Annotated in this window: 19 protein-coding genes and 1 other RNA gene; 10 read left to right on the top strand and 10 right to left on the bottom strand. The window is 50.9% G+C overall.

Going from position 1 to position 17,065, the window contains the following annotated elements:
- Positions 1-47: 47 nt before the first annotated feature.
- Positions 48-635 (bottom strand): RpoE-regulated lipoprotein, encoded by a 588-nt coding sequence (locus NC856_RS07975; protein ID WP_264089892.1) that lies wholly within the window; start codon positions 633-635, stop codon positions 48-50.
- Between the two features lie 227 nt (positions 636-862).
- Positions 863-1,288 carry a GNAT family acetyltransferase gene (locus NC856_RS07970; protein ID WP_113868810.1) on the bottom strand — a complete coding sequence of 142 codons (426 nt, stop codon included), beginning with the start codon at positions 1,286-1,288 and terminating at the stop codon, positions 863-865.
- 190 nt (positions 1,289-1,478) lie between these two features.
- Between NC856_RS07970 and hemF the strand changes: the two genes are divergently transcribed.
- A complete protein-coding gene (hemF, locus tag NC856_RS07965; RefSeq protein WP_264089891.1) occupies positions 1,479-2,414 on the top strand; it encodes an oxygen-dependent coproporphyrinogen oxidase in 936 nt (311 codons plus the stop codon).
- Positions 2,415-2,419: 5 nt separating this feature from the next.
- Positions 2,420-2,878 carry a YaiI/YqxD family protein gene (locus NC856_RS07960; protein ID WP_264089890.1) on the top strand — a complete coding sequence of 153 codons (459 nt, stop codon included), beginning with the start codon at positions 2,420-2,422 and terminating at the stop codon, positions 2,876-2,878.
- Between the two features lie 34 nt (positions 2,879-2,912).
- On the opposite strand, the gene maeB is transcribed toward NC856_RS07960, so the two are convergent.
- From maeB to grpE, 4 genes are all read right to left on the bottom strand, one after another.
- A complete protein-coding gene (maeB, locus tag NC856_RS07955; protein ID WP_264089889.1) occupies positions 2,913-5,192 on the bottom strand; it encodes an NADP-dependent oxaloacetate-decarboxylating malate dehydrogenase in 2,280 nt (759 codons plus the stop codon).
- A gap of 232 nt (positions 5,193-5,424) precedes the next feature.
- Positions 5,425-6,003, bottom strand: coding sequence for a GDP-mannose pyrophosphatase NudK (gene nudK / locus NC856_RS07950; RefSeq protein ID WP_264089888.1), 579 nt, complete (start codon positions 6,001-6,003; stop codon positions 5,425-5,427).
- 59 nt (positions 6,004-6,062) lie between these two features.
- The gene (locus tag NC856_RS07945; RefSeq protein ID WP_264089887.1) at positions 6,063-7,301 is read right to left on the bottom strand and encodes an Nramp family divalent metal transporter; all 1,239 of its coding nucleotides are present in this window, start codon (positions 7,299-7,301) and stop codon (positions 6,063-6,065) included.
- Between the two features lie 233 nt (positions 7,302-7,534).
- On the bottom strand, positions 7,535-8,125 hold the full coding sequence (gene grpE, locus NC856_RS07940) for a nucleotide exchange factor GrpE (protein WP_264089886.1): 591 nt from the start codon (positions 8,123-8,125) through the stop codon (positions 7,535-7,537).
- A 130-nt stretch (positions 8,126-8,255) separates the two neighbouring features.
- Here grpE and nadK point away from each other — a divergent pair, with 130 nt between their 5' ends.
- From nadK to bamE, 3 genes are all read left to right on the top strand, one after another.
- Positions 8,256-9,134: an NAD(+) kinase gene (gene nadK, locus NC856_RS07935; RefSeq protein WP_264089885.1), complete on the top strand. Its 879-nt coding sequence runs from the start codon at positions 8,256-8,258 to the stop codon at positions 9,132-9,134.
- An 84-nt stretch (positions 9,135-9,218) separates the two neighbouring features.
- A complete protein-coding gene (gene recN / locus NC856_RS07930) occupies positions 9,219-10,880 on the top strand; it encodes a DNA repair protein RecN (protein WP_264089884.1) in 1,662 nt (553 codons plus the stop codon).
- Between the two features lie 153 nt (positions 10,881-11,033).
- Complete coding sequence (bamE, locus tag NC856_RS07925) at positions 11,034-11,372, top strand: outer membrane protein assembly factor BamE (RefSeq protein ID WP_264089883.1); 339 nt, start codon at positions 11,034-11,036, stop codon at positions 11,370-11,372.
- 109 nt (positions 11,373-11,481) lie between these two features.
- Here the strand turns inward: bamE and NC856_RS07920 are convergent, their stop codons facing one another.
- Both NC856_RS07920 and NC856_RS07915 read right to left on the bottom strand, forming a co-directional pair.
- Positions 11,482-11,766, bottom strand: coding sequence for an RnfH family protein (locus NC856_RS07920; RefSeq protein WP_264089882.1), 285 nt, complete (start codon positions 11,764-11,766; stop codon positions 11,482-11,484).
- Positions 11,759-12,193: a type II toxin-antitoxin system RatA family toxin gene (locus NC856_RS07915; protein WP_264089881.1), complete on the bottom strand. Its 435-nt coding sequence runs from the start codon at positions 12,191-12,193 to the stop codon at positions 11,759-11,761. Before NC856_RS07915 ends, NC856_RS07920 begins: the two co-directional genes overlap by 8 nt.
- Positions 12,194-12,348: 155 nt before the next feature.
- Here NC856_RS07915 and smpB point away from each other — a divergent pair, with 155 nt between their 5' ends.
- The 4 genes from smpB to NC856_RS07895 all read left to right on the top strand — a co-directional run bounded on the left by smpB (position 12,349) and on the right by NC856_RS07895 (position 14,319).
- Positions 12,349-12,831 carry an SsrA-binding protein SmpB gene (smpB, locus tag NC856_RS07910; RefSeq protein WP_113868785.1) on the top strand — a complete coding sequence of 161 codons (483 nt, stop codon included), beginning with the start codon at positions 12,349-12,351 and terminating at the stop codon, positions 12,829-12,831.
- A gap of 50 nt (positions 12,832-12,881) precedes the next feature.
- Positions 12,882-13,245: a transfer-messenger RNA gene (gene ssrA / locus NC856_RS07905) on the top strand.
- Positions 13,246-13,535: 290 nt separating this feature from the next.
- Positions 13,536-13,802 carry a type II toxin-antitoxin system TacA family antitoxin gene (locus NC856_RS07900; RefSeq protein WP_264089880.1) on the top strand — a complete coding sequence of 89 codons (267 nt, stop codon included), beginning with the start codon at positions 13,536-13,538 and terminating at the stop codon, positions 13,800-13,802.
- A 1-nt stretch (position 13,803) separates the two neighbouring features.
- Positions 13,804-14,319, top strand: coding sequence for a GNAT family N-acetyltransferase (locus NC856_RS07895; protein WP_264089879.1), 516 nt, complete (start codon positions 13,804-13,806; stop codon positions 14,317-14,319).
- Between the two features lie 809 nt (positions 14,320-15,128).
- On the opposite strand, the gene NC856_RS07890 is transcribed toward NC856_RS07895, so the two are convergent.
- Positions 15,129-15,773, bottom strand: a complete 645-nt coding sequence (locus tag NC856_RS07890; RefSeq protein WP_264089878.1) for a metallophosphoesterase — start codon at positions 15,771-15,773, stop codon at positions 15,129-15,131.
- A gap of 102 nt (positions 15,774-15,875) precedes the next feature.
- On the bottom strand, positions 15,876-16,415 hold the full coding sequence (locus NC856_RS07885; protein WP_264089877.1) for a GNAT family N-acetyltransferase: 540 nt from the start codon (positions 16,413-16,415) through the stop codon (positions 15,876-15,878).
- Positions 16,416-16,488: 73 nt separating this feature from the next.
- On the opposite strand from NC856_RS07885, the gene NC856_RS07880 reads away from it, so the two are divergent.
- On the top strand, positions 16,489-17,043 hold the full coding sequence (locus NC856_RS07880) for a helix-turn-helix domain-containing protein (RefSeq protein ID WP_264089876.1): 555 nt from the start codon (positions 16,489-16,491) through the stop codon (positions 17,041-17,043).
- Positions 17,044-17,065: the final 22 nt, after the last annotated feature.

Here is a 17,065-nt window from a genome sequence, read left to right as displayed (position 1 = left end):
TTATCATACCGGAAGCAATCGGATTTTTACTTTGCCTGAGAACAAAATTAATTTCTGGCCTGCGCATGCCAGACGATTTTGCTTACCCGCCATGTTTTGAGAATATCGTCAGAGGGCATTAAACCTTCCGGTCCACTCCATTTGCCGGAATACAGGTAGCTGACGTATTTACTCTGCGGTGCGGCGCATTCCACGCTTTGCGCATCCTCCCCTTGTCCCAACTGGCAGGCGTCAAATGCTTTGCTGTAGGCGTCGCTGAAAGCATCCCCAATCTTCACGCCCCATACGCTGTCGATCGCCGCGTCCATCACCTCGACTTTCTTAACGCTGCCTTTAGGCTGGCCGCTAATCACCAGCTTCACGTTTTCGCCATCCAGCGCCTGATAAAAGGCAATCAGTTGACCGTTAGACATCCCCATACCGCTGCGCAGTTGATAATCGCCATTCAGCGCGCTTTGCAACGCGCTTTCCGCCAGCGGCGTCCCGGCATTGATACCGCCGACGCCAGTATCGGATACCTGCAACGCGCCGCCGAACCAGTTAAACGGCGACAGACTGGACCAGGAGAAATTGGATAATGTGCCGCATCCGGTCAGCAACAGCGGCAACACCAGCAATAGCGGGCGAAAATTCATGACATGTACTCCTCAAGATTGAACGGCTCACCTTAACAGAATGGGAATTTGAGTGTGAGATCAACGGAAAGTGCCGTAAAAATAGGATAATCGCGATAAGAATGACAAGGATAAAACCACAGAGAAAACTGCTCGATCCGTTGGTTCTCCCCTATACAGATCAAACAACGGTGCTAGAACATGACGGCGAAAAGCGATTATCGCAACATGGGAGAAGCCAGTACGCTTCAATACTCCTGATCCTCAATCAGCCGTTTTCCCAGCGTTACGCAATCGACGATTTCGTAGTCCAGCTTTTCATACATGCCGATCACCGCATCGTTATCTTCGCGCACCATCAGATGGATCTTGGGACAACCGCGTGCGATAAGCTTTTTCTCCAACCGGCTGATCAGCGCATTGGCAATGCCGCGTCCCCGATAATCCGGGTGTACGCCCAGATAATACGCGGCGCCGCGATGTCCGTCGTATCCGCCCATCACCGAACCCACCACTTCACCGCTCACTTCGGCAACCAGAAACAGATCGGGATCATGATTCAGCTTACGTTCAATATCCATCTCAGGATCGTTCCATGGGCGCAATAGATCACAACGTTCCCAAAGAGTGATCACTTCCTCAAAATCATCTTGCCTGAATATGCGGATTTCCATCGCGTTTGCCACCTTGTAATTAGGCCTGTTCTGATTATCGCGTGATTTTTGTCAGACGCAATCTCAAATTGCGGCTCACCAGCAAGAGATAATCCGGGGCTGGCGCCGCGGCTGTCTTTATTGCGCGGCAATAATCGTTATACTGACCGCATTTATTGCCTCACCTTGCGCCGGATAAAAGGATGTACGCATGTCAAACATCAGTGCTGTAAAACAATTTTTGCTTACTTTACAGGATGCTATCTGTCAGCAGCTTGCCGCGGCGGACGGCGGCGCCGATTTTGATGAAGATGTCTGGCTGCGTGCGGAAGGCGGCGGCGGACGCAGTCGCGTGCTAACCGGCGGCAATGTCTTCGAGCGGGCCGGCGTCAACTTCTCGCATGTCTACGGCCAGTCGCTTCCCCCATCCGCCAGCGCCCATCGCCCTGAACTGGCGGGCCGCAGCTATCAGGCGATGGGCGTCTCGCTGGTCGTTCACCCGCAAAATCCCTATGTTCCCACCAGTCATGCCAATGTGCGCTTTTTCATCGCGGAAAAACCGGGAGAAGATCCGGTATGGTGGTTCGGCGGCGGCTTTGACTTAACCCCATTCTATGGTTTCAAGGAAGACGCAGTGTACTGGCACAAGACGGCGCTCAATTTATGCCGTCCGTTCGGCGAGGAGATCTATGCGCATTATAAAAAATGGTGTGATGACTATTTCTTCCTGAAACACCGTAATGAAGCCCGCGGTATTGGCGGATTGTTCTTTGACGATCTGAACACGCCCGACTTTGATACCGCATTCGCCTTCACCCGTGCGGTTGGAGAAGGGTTTCTGGATGCCTATCTGCCGATAGTCGAACGTCGCAAAGCGTTGCCGTGGGGGGAGCGGGAGCGCGAATTTCAGTTATATCGTCGTGGGCGTTACGTGGAATTTAATTTGGTCTGGGATCGCGGTACGTTATTCGGCCTGCAAAGCGGCGGGCGAACCGAATCGATTTTAATGTCGATGCCGCCGCTGGCGCGCTGGGAATATCAGTATCATCCTCAGCCCGATAGCCCGGAAGCGGCGCTATACCGGGATTTCCTGCCCGCCAGAGACTGGCTGGCCGATGATGACGGCAATCTCCCGGCAACGGAGTAATACCTATGCAAATCTGGGTGGATGCCGACGCTTGTCCCAATGTCATCAAAGACGTGCTGTATCGCGCGGCGGAGCGTACAGCGACGCTGACCACGCTGGTCGCCAATCAATCGCTGAAAGTCCCGCCGTCACGTTTTATTCGCACGCTGCGCGTTTCAGCCGGATTCGATGTCGCCGATAACGAAATTGTACGGCGCGTTGCAGCCGGCGATTTAGTGGTCACCAGCGATATTCCGCTGGCCGCCGACGTGATCGAAAAAGGGGGTGTCGCGTTAAATCCCCGTGGTGAGCGCTATACGCCCGATACTATTCGTGAGCGGCTGAATATGCGGGACTTCATGGATACGATGCGCGCCAGCGGGGTACAAACCGGCGGCCCGAATGCCCTGAATCAGCGGGACCGACAGCAGTTTGCCAATGAGTTGGACAAATGGTTGCGGCATAAAAAAAGCCCGGCGAGTTAGCCGGGCCAGAGATGACGTTATGGTTGGCAGCACATTATAGCGGTTGTGTTTGCGCTTCCACTACCGCCAGCGCCACCATGTTGATGATACGGCGTACTGATGCGATCGGCGTCAGGATGTGTACCGGTTTGGCTACGCCCATCAGTACCGGCCCCACCGTTACCCCTTCGGAAGAGGAAACACGCAGCAGGTTATAGCTGATTCGCGCCGCTTCCATCGTCGGCATGATCAGAATGTTGGCCGAACCTTTCAGCGGGCTATCCGGCATTTGCTCGCGGCGGATCGCTTCCACCAGCGCGGCGTCGCCGTGCATCTCGCCATCAATTTGCAGTTCCGGCGCCAGCTTGTTGACCAAACTCAGGGTGGCGCGCATTTTCTGCGCCGTCAACGAGTCAGATGTGCCAAAACTGGAATGAGACAGCAACGCCACTTTAGGTTCAATACCGAAACGACGCACGGTTTCCGCCGCCATCAGAGTGATTTCCGCCAGTTGCTCCGGTGTTGGATCGGCGTTGACGTAGGTATCGGCGATAAAGGTATTACCGCTCGGCAACAACAACGCATTCATCGCGCCGGCAACATGGACGCCTTCGCGGTAGCCAAAGACTTTCTCCACTACATCGAAATGTTCTTCATAGGTTCCGATGGTTCCGCAAATCAATGCGTCGGCTTCGCCGCGCAACACCATGATAGCGCCGATCAACGTCGGATTGCCGATCACCGCACGTTGCGCTTGCTCCTGCGACACGCCGCGGCGCTTCATGATCTCGAAATACTCACTCCAGTATTCCTTGAAACGCGGATCGGACTCATTGTTGACCACGTCGAAATCCTTGCCAATGGTCAGTTGCAAACCCAGTTTCTGCAAACGCATCTCAATCACGCTTGGACGGCCGATCAGGATCGGGAACGCCAGCCCCAGCGTGACCAGTTCCTGTGTCGCATGCAGCACGCGCGAATCCTCACCCTCGGCAAACACCACGCGTTTGGGCTGCTGACGCGCTTGAGAGAAAATCGGCTTCATAAACAGGTTGGTTTTGTAGACAAACTGCGTCAGTTTTTCGATATAAGCATCGAAATCCTCAATCGGACGCGTCGCCACCCCGGATTCCATCGCCGCTTTTGCGACAGCCGGAGCAATCTTGATGATCAGACGTGGATCGAACGGTTTCGGGATCAGATATTCCGGGCCAAATGATAGATCCTGATCGCCATAGGCCGAGGCCACCACTTCGCTTTGCTCCGCCAGCGCCAGATCAGCGATAGCATGAACGCAGGCCAGCTTCATCTCTTCATTAATGGTGGTCGCGCCCACATCCAGCGCGCCCCGGAAGATGAACGGGAAACACAGGACGTTATTCACCTGATTCGGATAATCGGAACGACCGGTGCAGATAATCGCATCGGGACGAACTTCTTTCGCCAGCGGCGGCAGGATTTCCGGTTCCGGGTTCGCCAACGCCAAAATCAGCGGACGCGGGGCCATGGTCTTCACCATATCCGGCGTCAATACGCCGGCGCCGGAGCAACCGAGAAAGATATCGGCGTCGGGGATCACGTCCGCCAGCTTACGGGCACCATTATCCTGAATCGCATAGGCGGCTTTGGTTTCTTCCATATTTTCATCACGGCCCTGATAAATCACGCCGCGAGAATCACAAACTACGATGTTGTGCTTCTGAAGTCCCAGCGCCACCAACAGGTTCAGACAGGCGATTGACGCCGCCCCCGCCCCGGATACCACCAAACGAACATCGGAGATATTCTTTTCCACCACCCGCAACCCGTTGAGCACCGCGGCGGTACAGATGATGGCGGTGCCGTGCTGATCGTCATGGAACACCGGGATCTTCATACGCTCGCGCAGTTTCTTCTCAATATAGAAACATTCCGGCGCTTTAATATCTTCCAGATTGATGCCGCCAAACGTCGGCTCCAGAGCCGCAATAACGTCGATCAATTTGTCTGGATCAAGCTCATCCACTTCAATATCGAATACGTCGATACCGGAGAACTTTTTAAACAGAACGCCCTTGCCTTCCATCACTGGTTTACCGGCCAGCGCGCCGATATTACCGAGGCCGAGAACCGCGGTTCCGTTGGAAATAACCGCGACCAGATTGCCGCGCGCGGTATATTTATATGCCGCCAGCGGATCTTCAGCAATTTCCAGACAGGGTGCCGCCACACCAGGAGAGTAGGCCAGCGCCAGATCGCGCTGGGTCGCCAAAGGCTTGGTTGGCGAAACCTGAATTTTCCCCGGAACCGGATACTGGTGAAAATCAAGCGCGCTTTGCTTTAGTTGCTCATCCATCATTTAATCCTTTATCGGTTTTTGTTGTGTCATGAATGTAGGGTCAAGACTACCCAGTATAGTGTTTGAGAATTGTGAAACTATGAAGGATGACAAAAACCGGATGTGAATACTGATTAATATAGTTATTTTATTTGATGGTTTTTTGTTCAGAAAATAAGCCATTTTTAACAGTAATGTCAGGAAGCCGAAGCGCTGGAGCGCGTGATGGAAAAACAGGTTCGATGGCGCGCTACGTTGCAAACCATCCCTGAATTTGCGCATGTTGTAACAACATGATGGTCTTGGCGTCTTTGATCCGACCATCGCTGATCATTGCCATTGCCTGTGTGAACGGCAGTTCCAGCACTTCGATATCTTCGTCCTCAACGCCGCCGCCCGCGTTGTCATGCAGCGATTCGTCATACTCTGCCGCGAAGAAGTGCAAACGCTCAGTGACGCCGCCGGGCGACATATAAGCCTCAAACAACTTCTCGACGTTGGCAATCGCATAGCCCGTCTCTTCTATCGCCTCGTTGCGGATACATTCTTCCGGCGAATGATCATCCAGCAATCCGGCGCAGGCCTCCAACAACATACCGCTCTCATTACCGTTGACATAAGTGGGAATGCGGAACTGTCGCGTCAACACGACCGTTCCTTTCGCCCGGTTGTACAACAGGATGGTCGCGCCATCGCCGCGGTCATACACTTCACGGATCTGACGGATAACGCCGCCATTCTTTCTTTTTAAATCAAACACATATTTATGCAGAATAAACCAGTGATCAGACAGGAGTTTCTTTTCAATGAGCGTAATTGGCGATGACATCTCCCCCCCTCACAACAATAATATATTCAGAATATGGGCCGATAAAACGCCGTCCGTTTCTATATGTCAAGCACGCTGCCGAGCAACAGGTAAAGATTCAGGGAAACCACCAGCACAACAATCACCTTACCAATACGCTGAATCCATTTACCGTTCACCATCTCGCCCATTAGCGTCCGGTCGCCGGTAAAAGCCAGCAGCGGAACCAGCGCCAGCGCAATACCGAAACTCAGCACCACCTGGCTCATGACCAGCACGCGGGTCGGGTCCATACCAGAAAGAATAACGATGAACGATGGCAACATCGTGACTACCCGCCGCACCCACAACGGAATATGGAAATGTACAAATCCCTGCATGACCACTTGCCCGGCCAGCGTGCCGACAACCGTCGAGGACAATCCCGCCACCACCAGACTTAGCCCGAAAATAGTGGCGGCGGCTTGTCCCAATAAGGGTTCAAGCGTCAGATAAGCCTGATCGAGATCGGCAATATCCTGATTACCGCTAAAGTGAAAGGCCGCCGCTGCCGTCGCCATCATCGCCAGATTAACAAAACCGGCAATCGTCATGGCGACAGCGACATCAACCTTGGTCGCCGCATAACGCTCCGCGCGGGTATGTTTTCCCTCATGTTGCGTCAGAGAAGAATGCAGATAAATCACATGCGGCATGATGGTGGCGCCCAGCACCCCCGCCGCCAGCAACACCGCCTCCGACGTCGGCAGGCTGGGGATGGCGATCCCCTTGGCCAGCGCGGATAACTCAGGGCGAGAGAAAACCAGTTCAACGATATAAGCCGCAGCCACAAACAACAGCAACCCGCCAATCACCATTTCCAGCGGCTTTTGCCCACGTTTTTGCAGCATTAAAATCAACAGAGTGGCGATAGCCGTCAGGATAGCGCCTTCAAGCAACGATACGCCCAACAACAGTTTGAAGCCAATGGCGGCGCCAATGAATTCAGCCAGATCGGTTGCCATCGCGATAATCTCGGCCTGCACCCAATAGGCCCAGACTGCGGGCCGGGGAAAACGATCGCGGATCAGTTCAGCCAGATTTTTACCGGTTGCGATCCCAAGTTTGGCGGACAGTAATTGAATCAGCATGGCCATGATGTTGGCCCACACCACCACCCACAGCAGGGTATAGCCATAAGCCGCACCAGACTGGATATTGGTGGCGAAGTTACCCGGATCAATGTACCCAATCGCCGCAATAAACGCAGGCCCCATCAAAGAAAGTTTGACCTTTCTTGATGTACGACTGACTGACCCGACGACACGGCTATTCGGCATAGTATGTCCCTTCTAACGCTATTGTTTTATCCACTCTCACACAAATGATAATGATTATCAAGCGCATCTAGAGTGACAATACCAATTCTTCCAATAGCTAAAGATGATGAGCCATCGCTAAATCAAAAACACCTTTTTTAACAAATAAATATTAACAATATATAAACAAAAACCCCACGCCTGAAGCATGGGGTTGATAATGACGTGAAGCAATTGAGGAAACGCGAGAAAAATTACTCTTTCGCTTTGGAGACGGCCACCATAGCAGGACGCAGCAGACGTCCATTGAGCGTATAGCCTTTCTGCATCACCATCATGACATAGTTAGGCTGATGATCAGTCGATTCCAGCATGGTCATCGCCTGATGCACTTCCGGGTTGAACGGCACGTTCACGTCCCCAATGACTTCAATGCCAAACTTGTGCACAGCATCCAGCAGGGATTTCAGCGTTAGTTCAACACCTTCAACCATTGATACCAGCGCATCATTGGATTTGTCCGCCATATCCAATGCACGCTCAAGATTATCAATCACCGGCAGCATTTCGCTGGCGAATTTCTCCACCGCGAATTTATGGGCTTTCTCAATGTCCATCTCCGCACGACGACGAATATTATCGGCTTCGGCACGGACGCGCAGTACGCTATCGCGTTCACGCTGCTGTAGTTCGCTCAGTTGTGCTTCCAATTCCGCAATACGCTCATCACGCGGGTCCGCTACGTCTGCTGTCGTCTCAGGCACGACTTCCTCCTGCGGCCCTTTTGCTGCATCCATTTGATCCAAGACTTGCTCGTCAGGCGTGTTCTGTTCTTTACTACTCATGAAATTCTCCGCGGTTTAGCATTAATCTCGCTAGTTGCTATTATGGGGATCAAAACCGGGGTTTCAAGGGAACCAGTCACATATTGGTCCCGCAGACCGTCGGCACACCACGCTTGGGATAATAACAGCAATGAATAAACCGTTTAATTGTATTGGTATCGTCGGCCATCCACGACATCCTACCGCGCTGGCTACCCATGAAATGCTTTATCACTGGCTTACCGGCAAAGGTTATTCGGTACTGATTGAACAACAGATTGCCAGTGAATTGAATCTGCAAGGCGCGCCAACCGGCAGCCTGGCCGATATCGGACAACGCGCCGATCTCGCCGTAGTGGTCGGCGGCGATGGCAATATGCTCGGCGCCGCCCGCGTTCTGTCCCGCTATGGCATCAAGGTCATTGGCGTTAATCGCGGCAACCTCGGATTTCTGACCGACCTCGATCCTGACCACGCCCAGCAACAGCTTTCGGAAGTGCTTGACGGCCATTATCTGAGCGAACAACGTTTTATGCTGGAAGCGCATATCTGCCGCGCCGACCAACCAAACAGCATCAGCACCGCCATCAACGAAGTGGTGCTCCATCCCGGCAAAGTAGCGCACATGATCGAATTTGAAGTCTATATTGACGACAACTTTGCGTTTTCGCAGCGTTCGGATGGTTTGATCATCTCTACGCCCACCGGTTCGACCGCTTATTCACTCTCCGGCGGCGGCCCGATCCTCACCCCTTCGCTTGATGCCATTGCACTGGTGCCGATGTTCCCCCACACGCTTTCGGCCCGTCCGCTGGTTATCAGCAACAATAGTACGATTCGATTGAAGTTTTCCCATATCACCCATGACCTGGAAATCAGTTGCGACAGCCAGATTTCACTCCCGGTGCAACAAGGTGAAGAGGTGCTCATCCGTCGCAGCGCGCATCACCTGAATCTAATTCACCCAAAAAACTACAGCTATTTCAATACGTTAAGCACAAAACTCGGCTGGTCAAAAAAATTATTCTAAAATTTTCGCACACCACTTTACTGTATATAAAACCAGTTTATACTGTATGTAATTACATATTGTCATTACATACAGGAAACCATCATGCTGGCGCAACTCACTATCAGTAACTTCGCCATCGTGCGCGAATTGGAAATTGATTTTCAGGCAGGAATGAGCGTGATTACCGGCGAAACCGGCGCCGGGAAATCCATTGCCATTGATGCCCTCGGCCTTTGTCTGGGAAATCGCGCCGACGCCAGCATGGTCAGGCCCGGCGCGGCGCGTGCCGATATTTGCGCCCGTTTTTCTCTGGCCGATACGCCCACCGCGCGCCAATGGCTGGAGGAAAATCAACTTGATGACAGCAATGAATGTCTGCTGCGACGGGTAATTGGCGCGGATGGGCGTTCGCGCGGCTTTATCAACGGTACAGCCGTACCTTTGTCACAGTTGCGCGAACTCGGTCAAGCGCTGATTCAGCTTCACGGCCAGCACGCTCACCAGTTACTGCTCAAACCCGATCATCAAAAGCATCTGCTGGATGCCTATGCGGACGAACCCGACTTGCTGCGGGCAATGCAGCAAATCTGGCAGCAATGGCATCAAAGCTGCCGTGAACTGGCGCAATTGCAGCAGGCGGCAATCGAGCGGGAAGCACGTCGTGAACTTCTGCAATACCAATTGAAAGAACTGAATGAATTCGCCCCTCAGTCTGGCGAATATGAACAGATTGATGTCGAATACAAGCGGCTGTCGAACAGTGGTCAGTTACTGTCATTGAGCCAGCAAACATTGCAATTGCTCAGCGAAAATGAAGAGCAGAACATACTCAGCATGCTCTACAACGTAAAAAACCAGCTTGGTGAGTTGATCAGCATGGATGAAAAACTGTCGGGCGTGCTCAATATGCTCGAAGAAGCCGGGATCCAAATCAGTGAAGCCAGTGATGAACTGCGTCACTATAGCGATCAGATGGATCTCGATCCCATCCGGCTATACGAACTTGAACAACGATTATCCCGCCAACTGGCGTTAGCTCGTAAGCACCATGTCGCGCCGGAAGCCTTACCCGCATTCTATCAGCAACTGTTGGAGGAGCAACGCTTGCTGGAACAACAGGAAAGCGACCATGAAACGCTCAGCGCGGCAGTCAGCGCCTATCATCAACAGGCATTACATGCCGCGGAACAATTGCATATTCGCCGGCAGCATCATGCCGGCGAATTGGCGCGGCTTATCACCGCCAATATGCATGAACTGGCCATGCCGCACGGCCACTTCACTATCGACGTGAAATTCACTCCTGAATACCTGACCGCCAGCGGCGCCGACAACATTGAGTTCTGCGTCACCACCAACCCAGGCCAACCTCATCAATCACTGGCGAAAGTGGCGTCGGGCGGGGAACTGTCACGTATTGCCCTGATTATTCAGGTCATCACCGCGCGTAAAATGGATACGCCGGCATTGATTTTTGATGAAGTCGATGTGGGTATCAGCGGCCCGACGGCGGCGATTGTCGGTAAAATGCTGCGTCAGCTTGGGGAGTCAACACAGGTCATGTGTGTCACTCACCTGCCACAAGTTGCAGGTTGCGGTCATCACCATTTCTTTGTCAGCAAGCAAACAGACGGCGCGGCAACCGAAACACTGATGCAGCCGCTGGACAAACGTGCACGGCTACAGGAACTCGCACGCTTACTCGGCGGCAGCGCCGTCACCAAACATACGCTGGCAAATGCCAAAGAGTTGCTGGCGGCATAAACCTGACGGGTCACAACAGTTTGCAAAGCCAATGACAGGTAAAAAAGCTCAACTTTTTTGCAATCCTGAGGTCATACTGGGGTCTTGCAGGTTTTCAAGTCAGGCAAGGTCTATTATCATCGGCAACCTATGCCCTTAAGGAATGAAATCACTATGCGCTGTAAAACGCTGACTGTCGTCGCTGCGGTGGTTGTTGTTATGCTGACTGCCGGTTGTTCCACATTGGAAAAAGTGGTCTATCGGCCAGACATCAATCAGGGAAACTATCTGGCACCGGGTGACGTCGCAAAAATTCACACCGGGATGACCAAACAACAGGTCGCTTATACCCTGGGTACGCCCATGATGCAGGATCCGTTCGGCAGTGATACCTGGTTTTATATATTCCGCCAGCAGCCTGGTCATGAGTCAGTAAAACAGCAAACGTTAACGCTGACGTTCAGTGGTGACGGCGCGCTGATCAATATCGATAACAAACCGGCACTGAACTAATCCGTCACGATTTTGTTGGTCGCCCGCACAGAGAGAGTAAATGACTCGGATTGATAAGCTAGGATTTGGCTACCCGGTGGCTGGCGACAGCAATAAGGCACACAGTGCCTTATTTTTTTGAGCGCTCAGCACGCTGGCGGCGCAGTTCTTTCGGATCGGCAATCAGAGGACGATAGATCTCGACGCGATCGCCATCATTTAACACATCCGTCAGTTTTACCGTGCGACTGTAAATGCCGACTTTATTGCTTTGCAGATCGATATCACGCCGCAGTTCCAGTAACCCTGACGCGATGATTGCCTGTTCAACCGTACTGCCTTGCGCCAGCTTCAGCGTGCGCAAATATTGTCGCTCCGGCAGCGCGTATACCACATCCACACTGATGTCAGGCACTGTAGACCTCTTTGGCGCGCTGGGTAAAAGCCTGCACCATACTTCCCGCCAGTTCCTTGAAAATTTTACCAAAAGCGAGTTCAATCAGCGCATTGGTGAATTCAAAATCAAGGTGCAATTCCACTTTGCAGGCATCCGCGCTCAGCGGCGTAAAATGCCAGTCACCGCTTAATTGGCGAAAAGGACCATCGACCAACTGCATATTGATATTTTGGTTATTGGTCAACGTATTGCGTGTGGTAAATGTCTTACTAATGCCCGCCTTGGCAACATCAACCGCGGCCGTCATTTCATCAGGCGTCGATGAAAGTATTCGACTGCCCGTACATCCCGGCAAAAAGGCGGGATAAGAAGCAACGTCATTGACCAGTTGGTACATCTGCTCCGCACTGAAGGGAACCAGTGCCGAACGACTAATTTTAGGCATACAATTTTCCGTGATTCAAAAAACGCGCAAAATAATAGCATTGATGGGCTGGCAGACAAAAATTCTGCGAGCACTATCGCACGATATCATCAACAATCGCTCTGATGCACGGCGGGGATTTCATTCCCTTTGACATCCAGTATAATGACGGCACTATGACAAAGAAAAAAGCGTATAAACCCGGTTCCGCTACCATTGCGCAAAACAAGCGTGCTCGCCACGAATACTTCATTGAAGAAGAATTTGAGGCTGGGCTGGCGTTGCAAGGTTGGGAAGTAAAATCACTGCGAGCAGGCAAAGCCAACATCAGCGACAGCTACGTCACATTCAGGGACGGTGAAGCGTTTCTATTCGGCGCCACGATCACCCCGCTGAATGTTGCGTCTTCACATGTGGTTTGTGACCCTACGCGCACCCGTAAACTCTTACTGAATAAGCGAGAATTAGACTCGCTGTTTGGTCGTGTCAGCCGTGAAGGTTACACGGTTGTCGCCTTATCCATGTATTGGAAAAACGCCTGGAGCAAAGTCAAAATTGGCGTTGCCAAAGGTAAGAAAGATCACGATAAACGTGATGACATCAAAGAACGTGAATGGAAATTAGACAAAGCCCGCATCATGAAGAATGCTAACCGCTAAGTCAGTGGCTTAAGCGGTATAAGTTCTGGTATACTGGCGGAAGTTTCTTGGGGGCTGATTCTGGATTCGACGGGATTTGCAAAGCCCAAGGTGCATGCCGAGGGGCGGTTGGCCTCGTAAAAAGCCGCAAAAAAATAGTCGCAAACGACGAAAACTACGCTTTAGCAGCTTAATAACCTGCTTAGAGCCCTCTCTCCCTAGCCTCCGCTCTTAGGACGGGGATCAAGAGAGGTCAAACCTAAAAGAGATCGCGTGGATGCCCTGCCTGGGGTTGAAGCGTTAAATCCAATCAGGCTAGTTTGTTAGTGGCGTGTCTGTCCGCAGCTAGCAGGCGAATGCAAAGATTAGACTAAGCATGTAGTACCGACGGTAGAGTAATTCCGGACGGGGGTTCAAATCCCCCCAGCTCCACCAAAATTCTCCATCGATGATTACCAGAGTCACCCGATGAAGTCCTAAGAGCCCGCACGGTGCAAGCCCTGCGGGCTTTTTTGTACCTTCAATTTGTCCCGCGAAGTCCGAAGAGAACTAATTAAATCCGAACCTTTTAGGCCCATTGATAGGCCCAACGAAAAGCTCTATTGTTTTCGTTGGGCCTAAACGTTGGACTGACCCCGATGCGAATACTCAGACTATCTTTTGCTATGTATCTTTCATATACTATTTGTACGGCAATTTGCCGGAATTATGAATATGAGGTAACTATGCCTACAACCGCAAGACTGGAAGCGCGCATTCCTTCGGAACTCCACGCATTGATCAAACATGCCGCTGAGTTGCAGGGGCGCACAATGACGGATTTTATTATCACAGCAACACAGGAAGCCGCTAAAAGAGCCGTAGAGGAAACCGCGATCCTGAGACTGGCAATTGAAGACCAAAAGCAATTTGCTGACTCACTGCTATCCGAATCACCGGTTTCCCCTGCATTATTAAGCGCAATGCAAAGGCGTAAAGCGTTGGGAAGATAAAATGAGCTTATTGACCTACACGCTACTTGCCAAAAACCATAACAAGAAAGATTTTAATTGCGGCGTTCCTGAGTTAAATACTTACCTGCAAAAGTACGCCGGGCAGGACAGCCGGGAACGCTTTACTAAATGTTATGTTGCCGTTGATGAAAACAATAACGTAGCAGGCTTTTATACGTTGTCTTCCAGTGCAATCGACATCAGCGGCCTACCCGAGACGATTACCAAGAAACTTCCGCGTTATCCTTCTGTACCCGCTGCATTACTTGGTCGCCTTGCCGTCGATTCTGAATTTGCGGGAAAAGGCATAGGCGGTTCATTACTTGTTGATGCGCTCCTCAATGTCTCGCGCTCGACAACAGGAATATGGGCTTTACATGTCGATGCCAAAGATCAGGCTGCAAAGAATTTTTATCTGAAATATGGGTTTGTTGCCTTTCAACGTAAGCCTAATTCGCTCTATCTTCCTATCACAAATACCCTGTTAAAAGAATTAGCCTCATTTGAACTAGTTTGATAAGCATCCTTCAGGATTAAGTACACACCAAAACCACTAAAAAGTGATATTCGCGTGTATTTATCAAAGAATTGTCATGATTTGAGGTGACAAAAAGGTGGGGCTAGTAGGGTGAGAACGTTAGCAAAAAACCCTATCACTTTTCTGCATTGGTATACGTTTAGGTATACCAACAAAGTCTGAAATCACACTTAAAACATGAATATCATGATGTTACGTGAATTATTCAGATTACCCCAGTCCAGATAAGGCCGATGAAGAACAAAAAGCCCGCATCCCACTTTTGAACTGCGGGCTTTTTTGTATCCATGATTATCCGCCTGAATCCAGATATTAGTGGTATACGGTGGCTATACATGTCCTAAATCTTGCTACAGAGTGATCAGTCACTCGTCAGTTGCTCACCGACTTATCACCTATTAATTGATTGATTATTAAAATAAAATTATCTAATTAAAATGATGGGCAGTTTTGCGCATAATCTTTTTTATTTTGGCCTCACAAACCCTTTTCTGCTTACGCAGTATTCAACCTATCTTTTGATATTGCATATTTTATATACTTACATGCACGGCAATTTGCCGGAATTATTCATATGAGGTGGCTATACCTACAACCCCAAGACTGGAAGTATGCCGGGCAGGACAGCCGGTAACGCTTTACTAAATGCTATATCGCCGTTGATGAAAATAATATAGCAAAAAAGCCCTGTGCCTTTTCATTATTAGAATGCTTCCAGGTACGCCAGCAAAGTCTTAATTCATCTTTATTATATTAATATCATTAAGTTAAAAAATCAGATTACCGGGTCAACGCAGTTCAATCAATGTCAGCCGACCACCGAACACAGCGCCGGTATCGATGTAAAGCTGGTTAAAAAATATCAAGGGTTTGTGGAGCGGCGTGTGTCCGAAGATAAACAGATGCGCCCCAGTAATGTTGTTGCCTGCTCCCGCCATTGCCCGCGTGATACGATTGCGTCCCCAGACAAGCTCATCCTCGTCAACCTGCCTGCCAAACGCATAATCCTCCGCAGGGTAATCAGCATGGGCAATCACATAGTTGCGGCTGGCGATATTGACATCAATGATCAGCGGCAGGTTTGCGGTTTGGGCTATCAGGTCAGCCGCCAGACGCTTATCGACGTCACTCAGCCCGGTATACCATGAACCGCCGTTGCGCGCCCAAAGCCAGCGATTGCCTTCGTTCAGCGCTTCTCGCGCCATTTGTTCATGATTGCCGCACACAGCGGTAAACCAGGGTTTATCCAGCAACGCCAGACAAGCCAAGCTATCGGGGCCGCGATCAATCAAATCCCCGACCGATATCAGCAGATCAGTTTGACGATCGAATTTCCTCGCGTTCAGCGCATCCAGCAATAACTGATAACAGCCGTGGATATCACCGACGACGAATATTTTATGATAATCCTCTCCACTGATGCTGTGATACATGGATACCTCATCTGAAGCGCGATGCCGTTCCTAAACCTGATAGCCTCCCTGCCGCATGACCGAATATTCATCCAATTGTACGCTCTCGGATAAGTATGGCATTTAACTTGTCTGCGTGAACGACGCTTCCGTCGGGTGGCGCGGCGTATCCAGGATTAACTGATAAAACACCAGATCCAGCCAACGTCCAAATTTAAATGCAGCCTGGGGGATAGTGCCAGCATGATGAAAACCCAGCGTTTCATGCAAGACGATACTGGCGCGGTTTTCCGCATCAATACCGGCAACCAGAGTATGCATTTCCTGCGCTTGCGCCGCTTCAATCAATTGCTGAAGTAACCGTTTACCCAGCCCTTTTCCCCGGTGATCCTTATGAATGTAAATTGAATGTTCAACGGAATATTTGTAAGCGGGCCGGTCACGGAATGTGCCATAGGTGGCAAATCCCAATAACTCGCCCTGCTGGTTTTCATAGCCAATGACAGGGAAATTGTGGATCTTTTTTTGCGCAAACCAGGTCGTCATGCTCGCCAATGGTCGCGGTTGGTAATCATACAGCGCCGTTGAATTGATGATGGCCTCATTGAAAATATCCAAAATCTGCTGTGCATGACGTGCTTCCGTACAGACAACTCGTTTCATTTTCTGTTACCTTTTGAACGAATAAATACTATAGTAGAATTTATTCCACCAAAGTAATCAAAAGGAGATTCCCGTGTCAATAGACGAGGTGATCGCTGCGCAGCTTTATCAATTACGTAAAGCTAAAAACATGAGTATTGAATTGCTGGCTCATCAGTCGGGCGTTAGTAAGGCCATGATTTCTAAAATCGAACGCAAAGCGAGCAGCCCCAGCGCCACGATCCTCGGACGACTGGCGGCGGGATTGGGCGTCCCCATTACTCAGCTTTTAAGCAATGACCAACCACCGCGCCAACGGCTACGGAGAAAAGCGGAGCAGGAAACATGGCGTGATCCTGAATGGCACTATCTGCGGCGGCAGGTTTCAGAGCGGGAAGCGGCCACCGGGCTGGAAATGATTGAAATTATGCTTCCCGCTTTCGCCAAAGTCAGCTATCCACGCTGGAACAGTCATCCCTACCAACAGCGGCTGTGGCTGATTGAAGGCGCGTTGACCGTCGAATACCATAATGAACGTTTTGCACTCACGCCAGGTGATTGCCTGAATTTTGACGTGAGGCATCCGGTCACTTTTCATAATCCTCATCAAAGTGAATGTCGTTATCTATTAGTGATAACCAATGAATAGACCGGGCGTGCTGCCCGACTGA

This window comes from Brenneria izbisi, assembly GCF_025840185.1.
Classification (GTDB): Bacteria; Pseudomonadota; Gammaproteobacteria; order Enterobacterales; family Enterobacteriaceae; genus Brenneria; species Brenneria izbisi.
The sequence above is the reverse complement of the archived record's forward strand: the minus strand, read 5'-3'. Positions and strand labels throughout refer to the sequence as shown.

Coding starts and splice junctions, on each gene's coding strand:
- NC856_RS07975 (WP_264089892.1), bottom strand. CDS start 635: ATGAATTTTCGCCCGCTATTGCTGGTGTTGCCGCTGTTGCTGACCGGA.
- NC856_RS07970 (WP_113868810.1), bottom strand. CDS start 1,288: ATGGAAATCCGCATATTCAGGCAAGATGATTTTGAGGAAGTGATCACT.
- hemF (WP_264089891.1), top strand. CDS start 1,479: ATGTCAAACATCAGTGCTGTAAAACAATTTTTGCTTACTTTACAGGAT.
- NC856_RS07960 (WP_264089890.1), top strand. CDS start 2,420: ATGCAAATCTGGGTGGATGCCGACGCTTGTCCCAATGTCATCAAAGAC.
- maeB (WP_264089889.1), bottom strand. CDS start 5,192: ATGGATGAGCAACTAAAGCAAAGCGCGCTTGATTTTCACCAGTATCCG.
- nudK (WP_264089888.1), bottom strand. CDS start 6,003: ATGTCATCGCCAATTACGCTCATTGAAAAGAAACTCCTGTCTGATCAC.
- NC856_RS07945 (WP_264089887.1), bottom strand. CDS start 7,301: ATGCCGAATAGCCGTGTCGTCGGGTCAGTCAGTCGTACATCAAGAAAG.
- grpE (WP_264089886.1), bottom strand. CDS start 8,125: ATGAGTAGTAAAGAACAGAACACGCCTGACGAGCAAGTCTTGGATCAA.
- nadK (WP_264089885.1), top strand. CDS start 8,256: ATGAATAAACCGTTTAATTGTATTGGTATCGTCGGCCATCCACGACAT.
- recN (WP_264089884.1), top strand. CDS start 9,219: ATGCTGGCGCAACTCACTATCAGTAACTTCGCCATCGTGCGCGAATTG.
- bamE (WP_264089883.1), top strand. CDS start 11,034: ATGCGCTGTAAAACGCTGACTGTCGTCGCTGCGGTGGTTGTTGTTATG.
- NC856_RS07915 (WP_264089881.1), bottom strand. CDS start 12,193: ATGCCTAAAATTAGTCGTTCGGCACTGGTTCCCTTCAGTGCGGAGCAG.
- smpB (WP_113868785.1), top strand. CDS start 12,349: ATGACAAAGAAAAAAGCGTATAAACCCGGTTCCGCTACCATTGCGCAA.
- NC856_RS07900 (WP_264089880.1), top strand. CDS start 13,536: ATGCCTACAACCGCAAGACTGGAAGCGCGCATTCCTTCGGAACTCCAC.
- NC856_RS07895 (WP_264089879.1), top strand. CDS start 13,804: ATGAGCTTATTGACCTACACGCTACTTGCCAAAAACCATAACAAGAAA.
- NC856_RS07890 (WP_264089878.1), bottom strand. CDS start 15,773: ATGTATCACAGCATCAGTGGAGAGGATTATCATAAAATATTCGTCGTC.
- NC856_RS07885 (WP_264089877.1), bottom strand. CDS start 16,415: ATGAAACGAGTTGTCTGTACGGAAGCACGTCATGCACAGCAGATTTTG.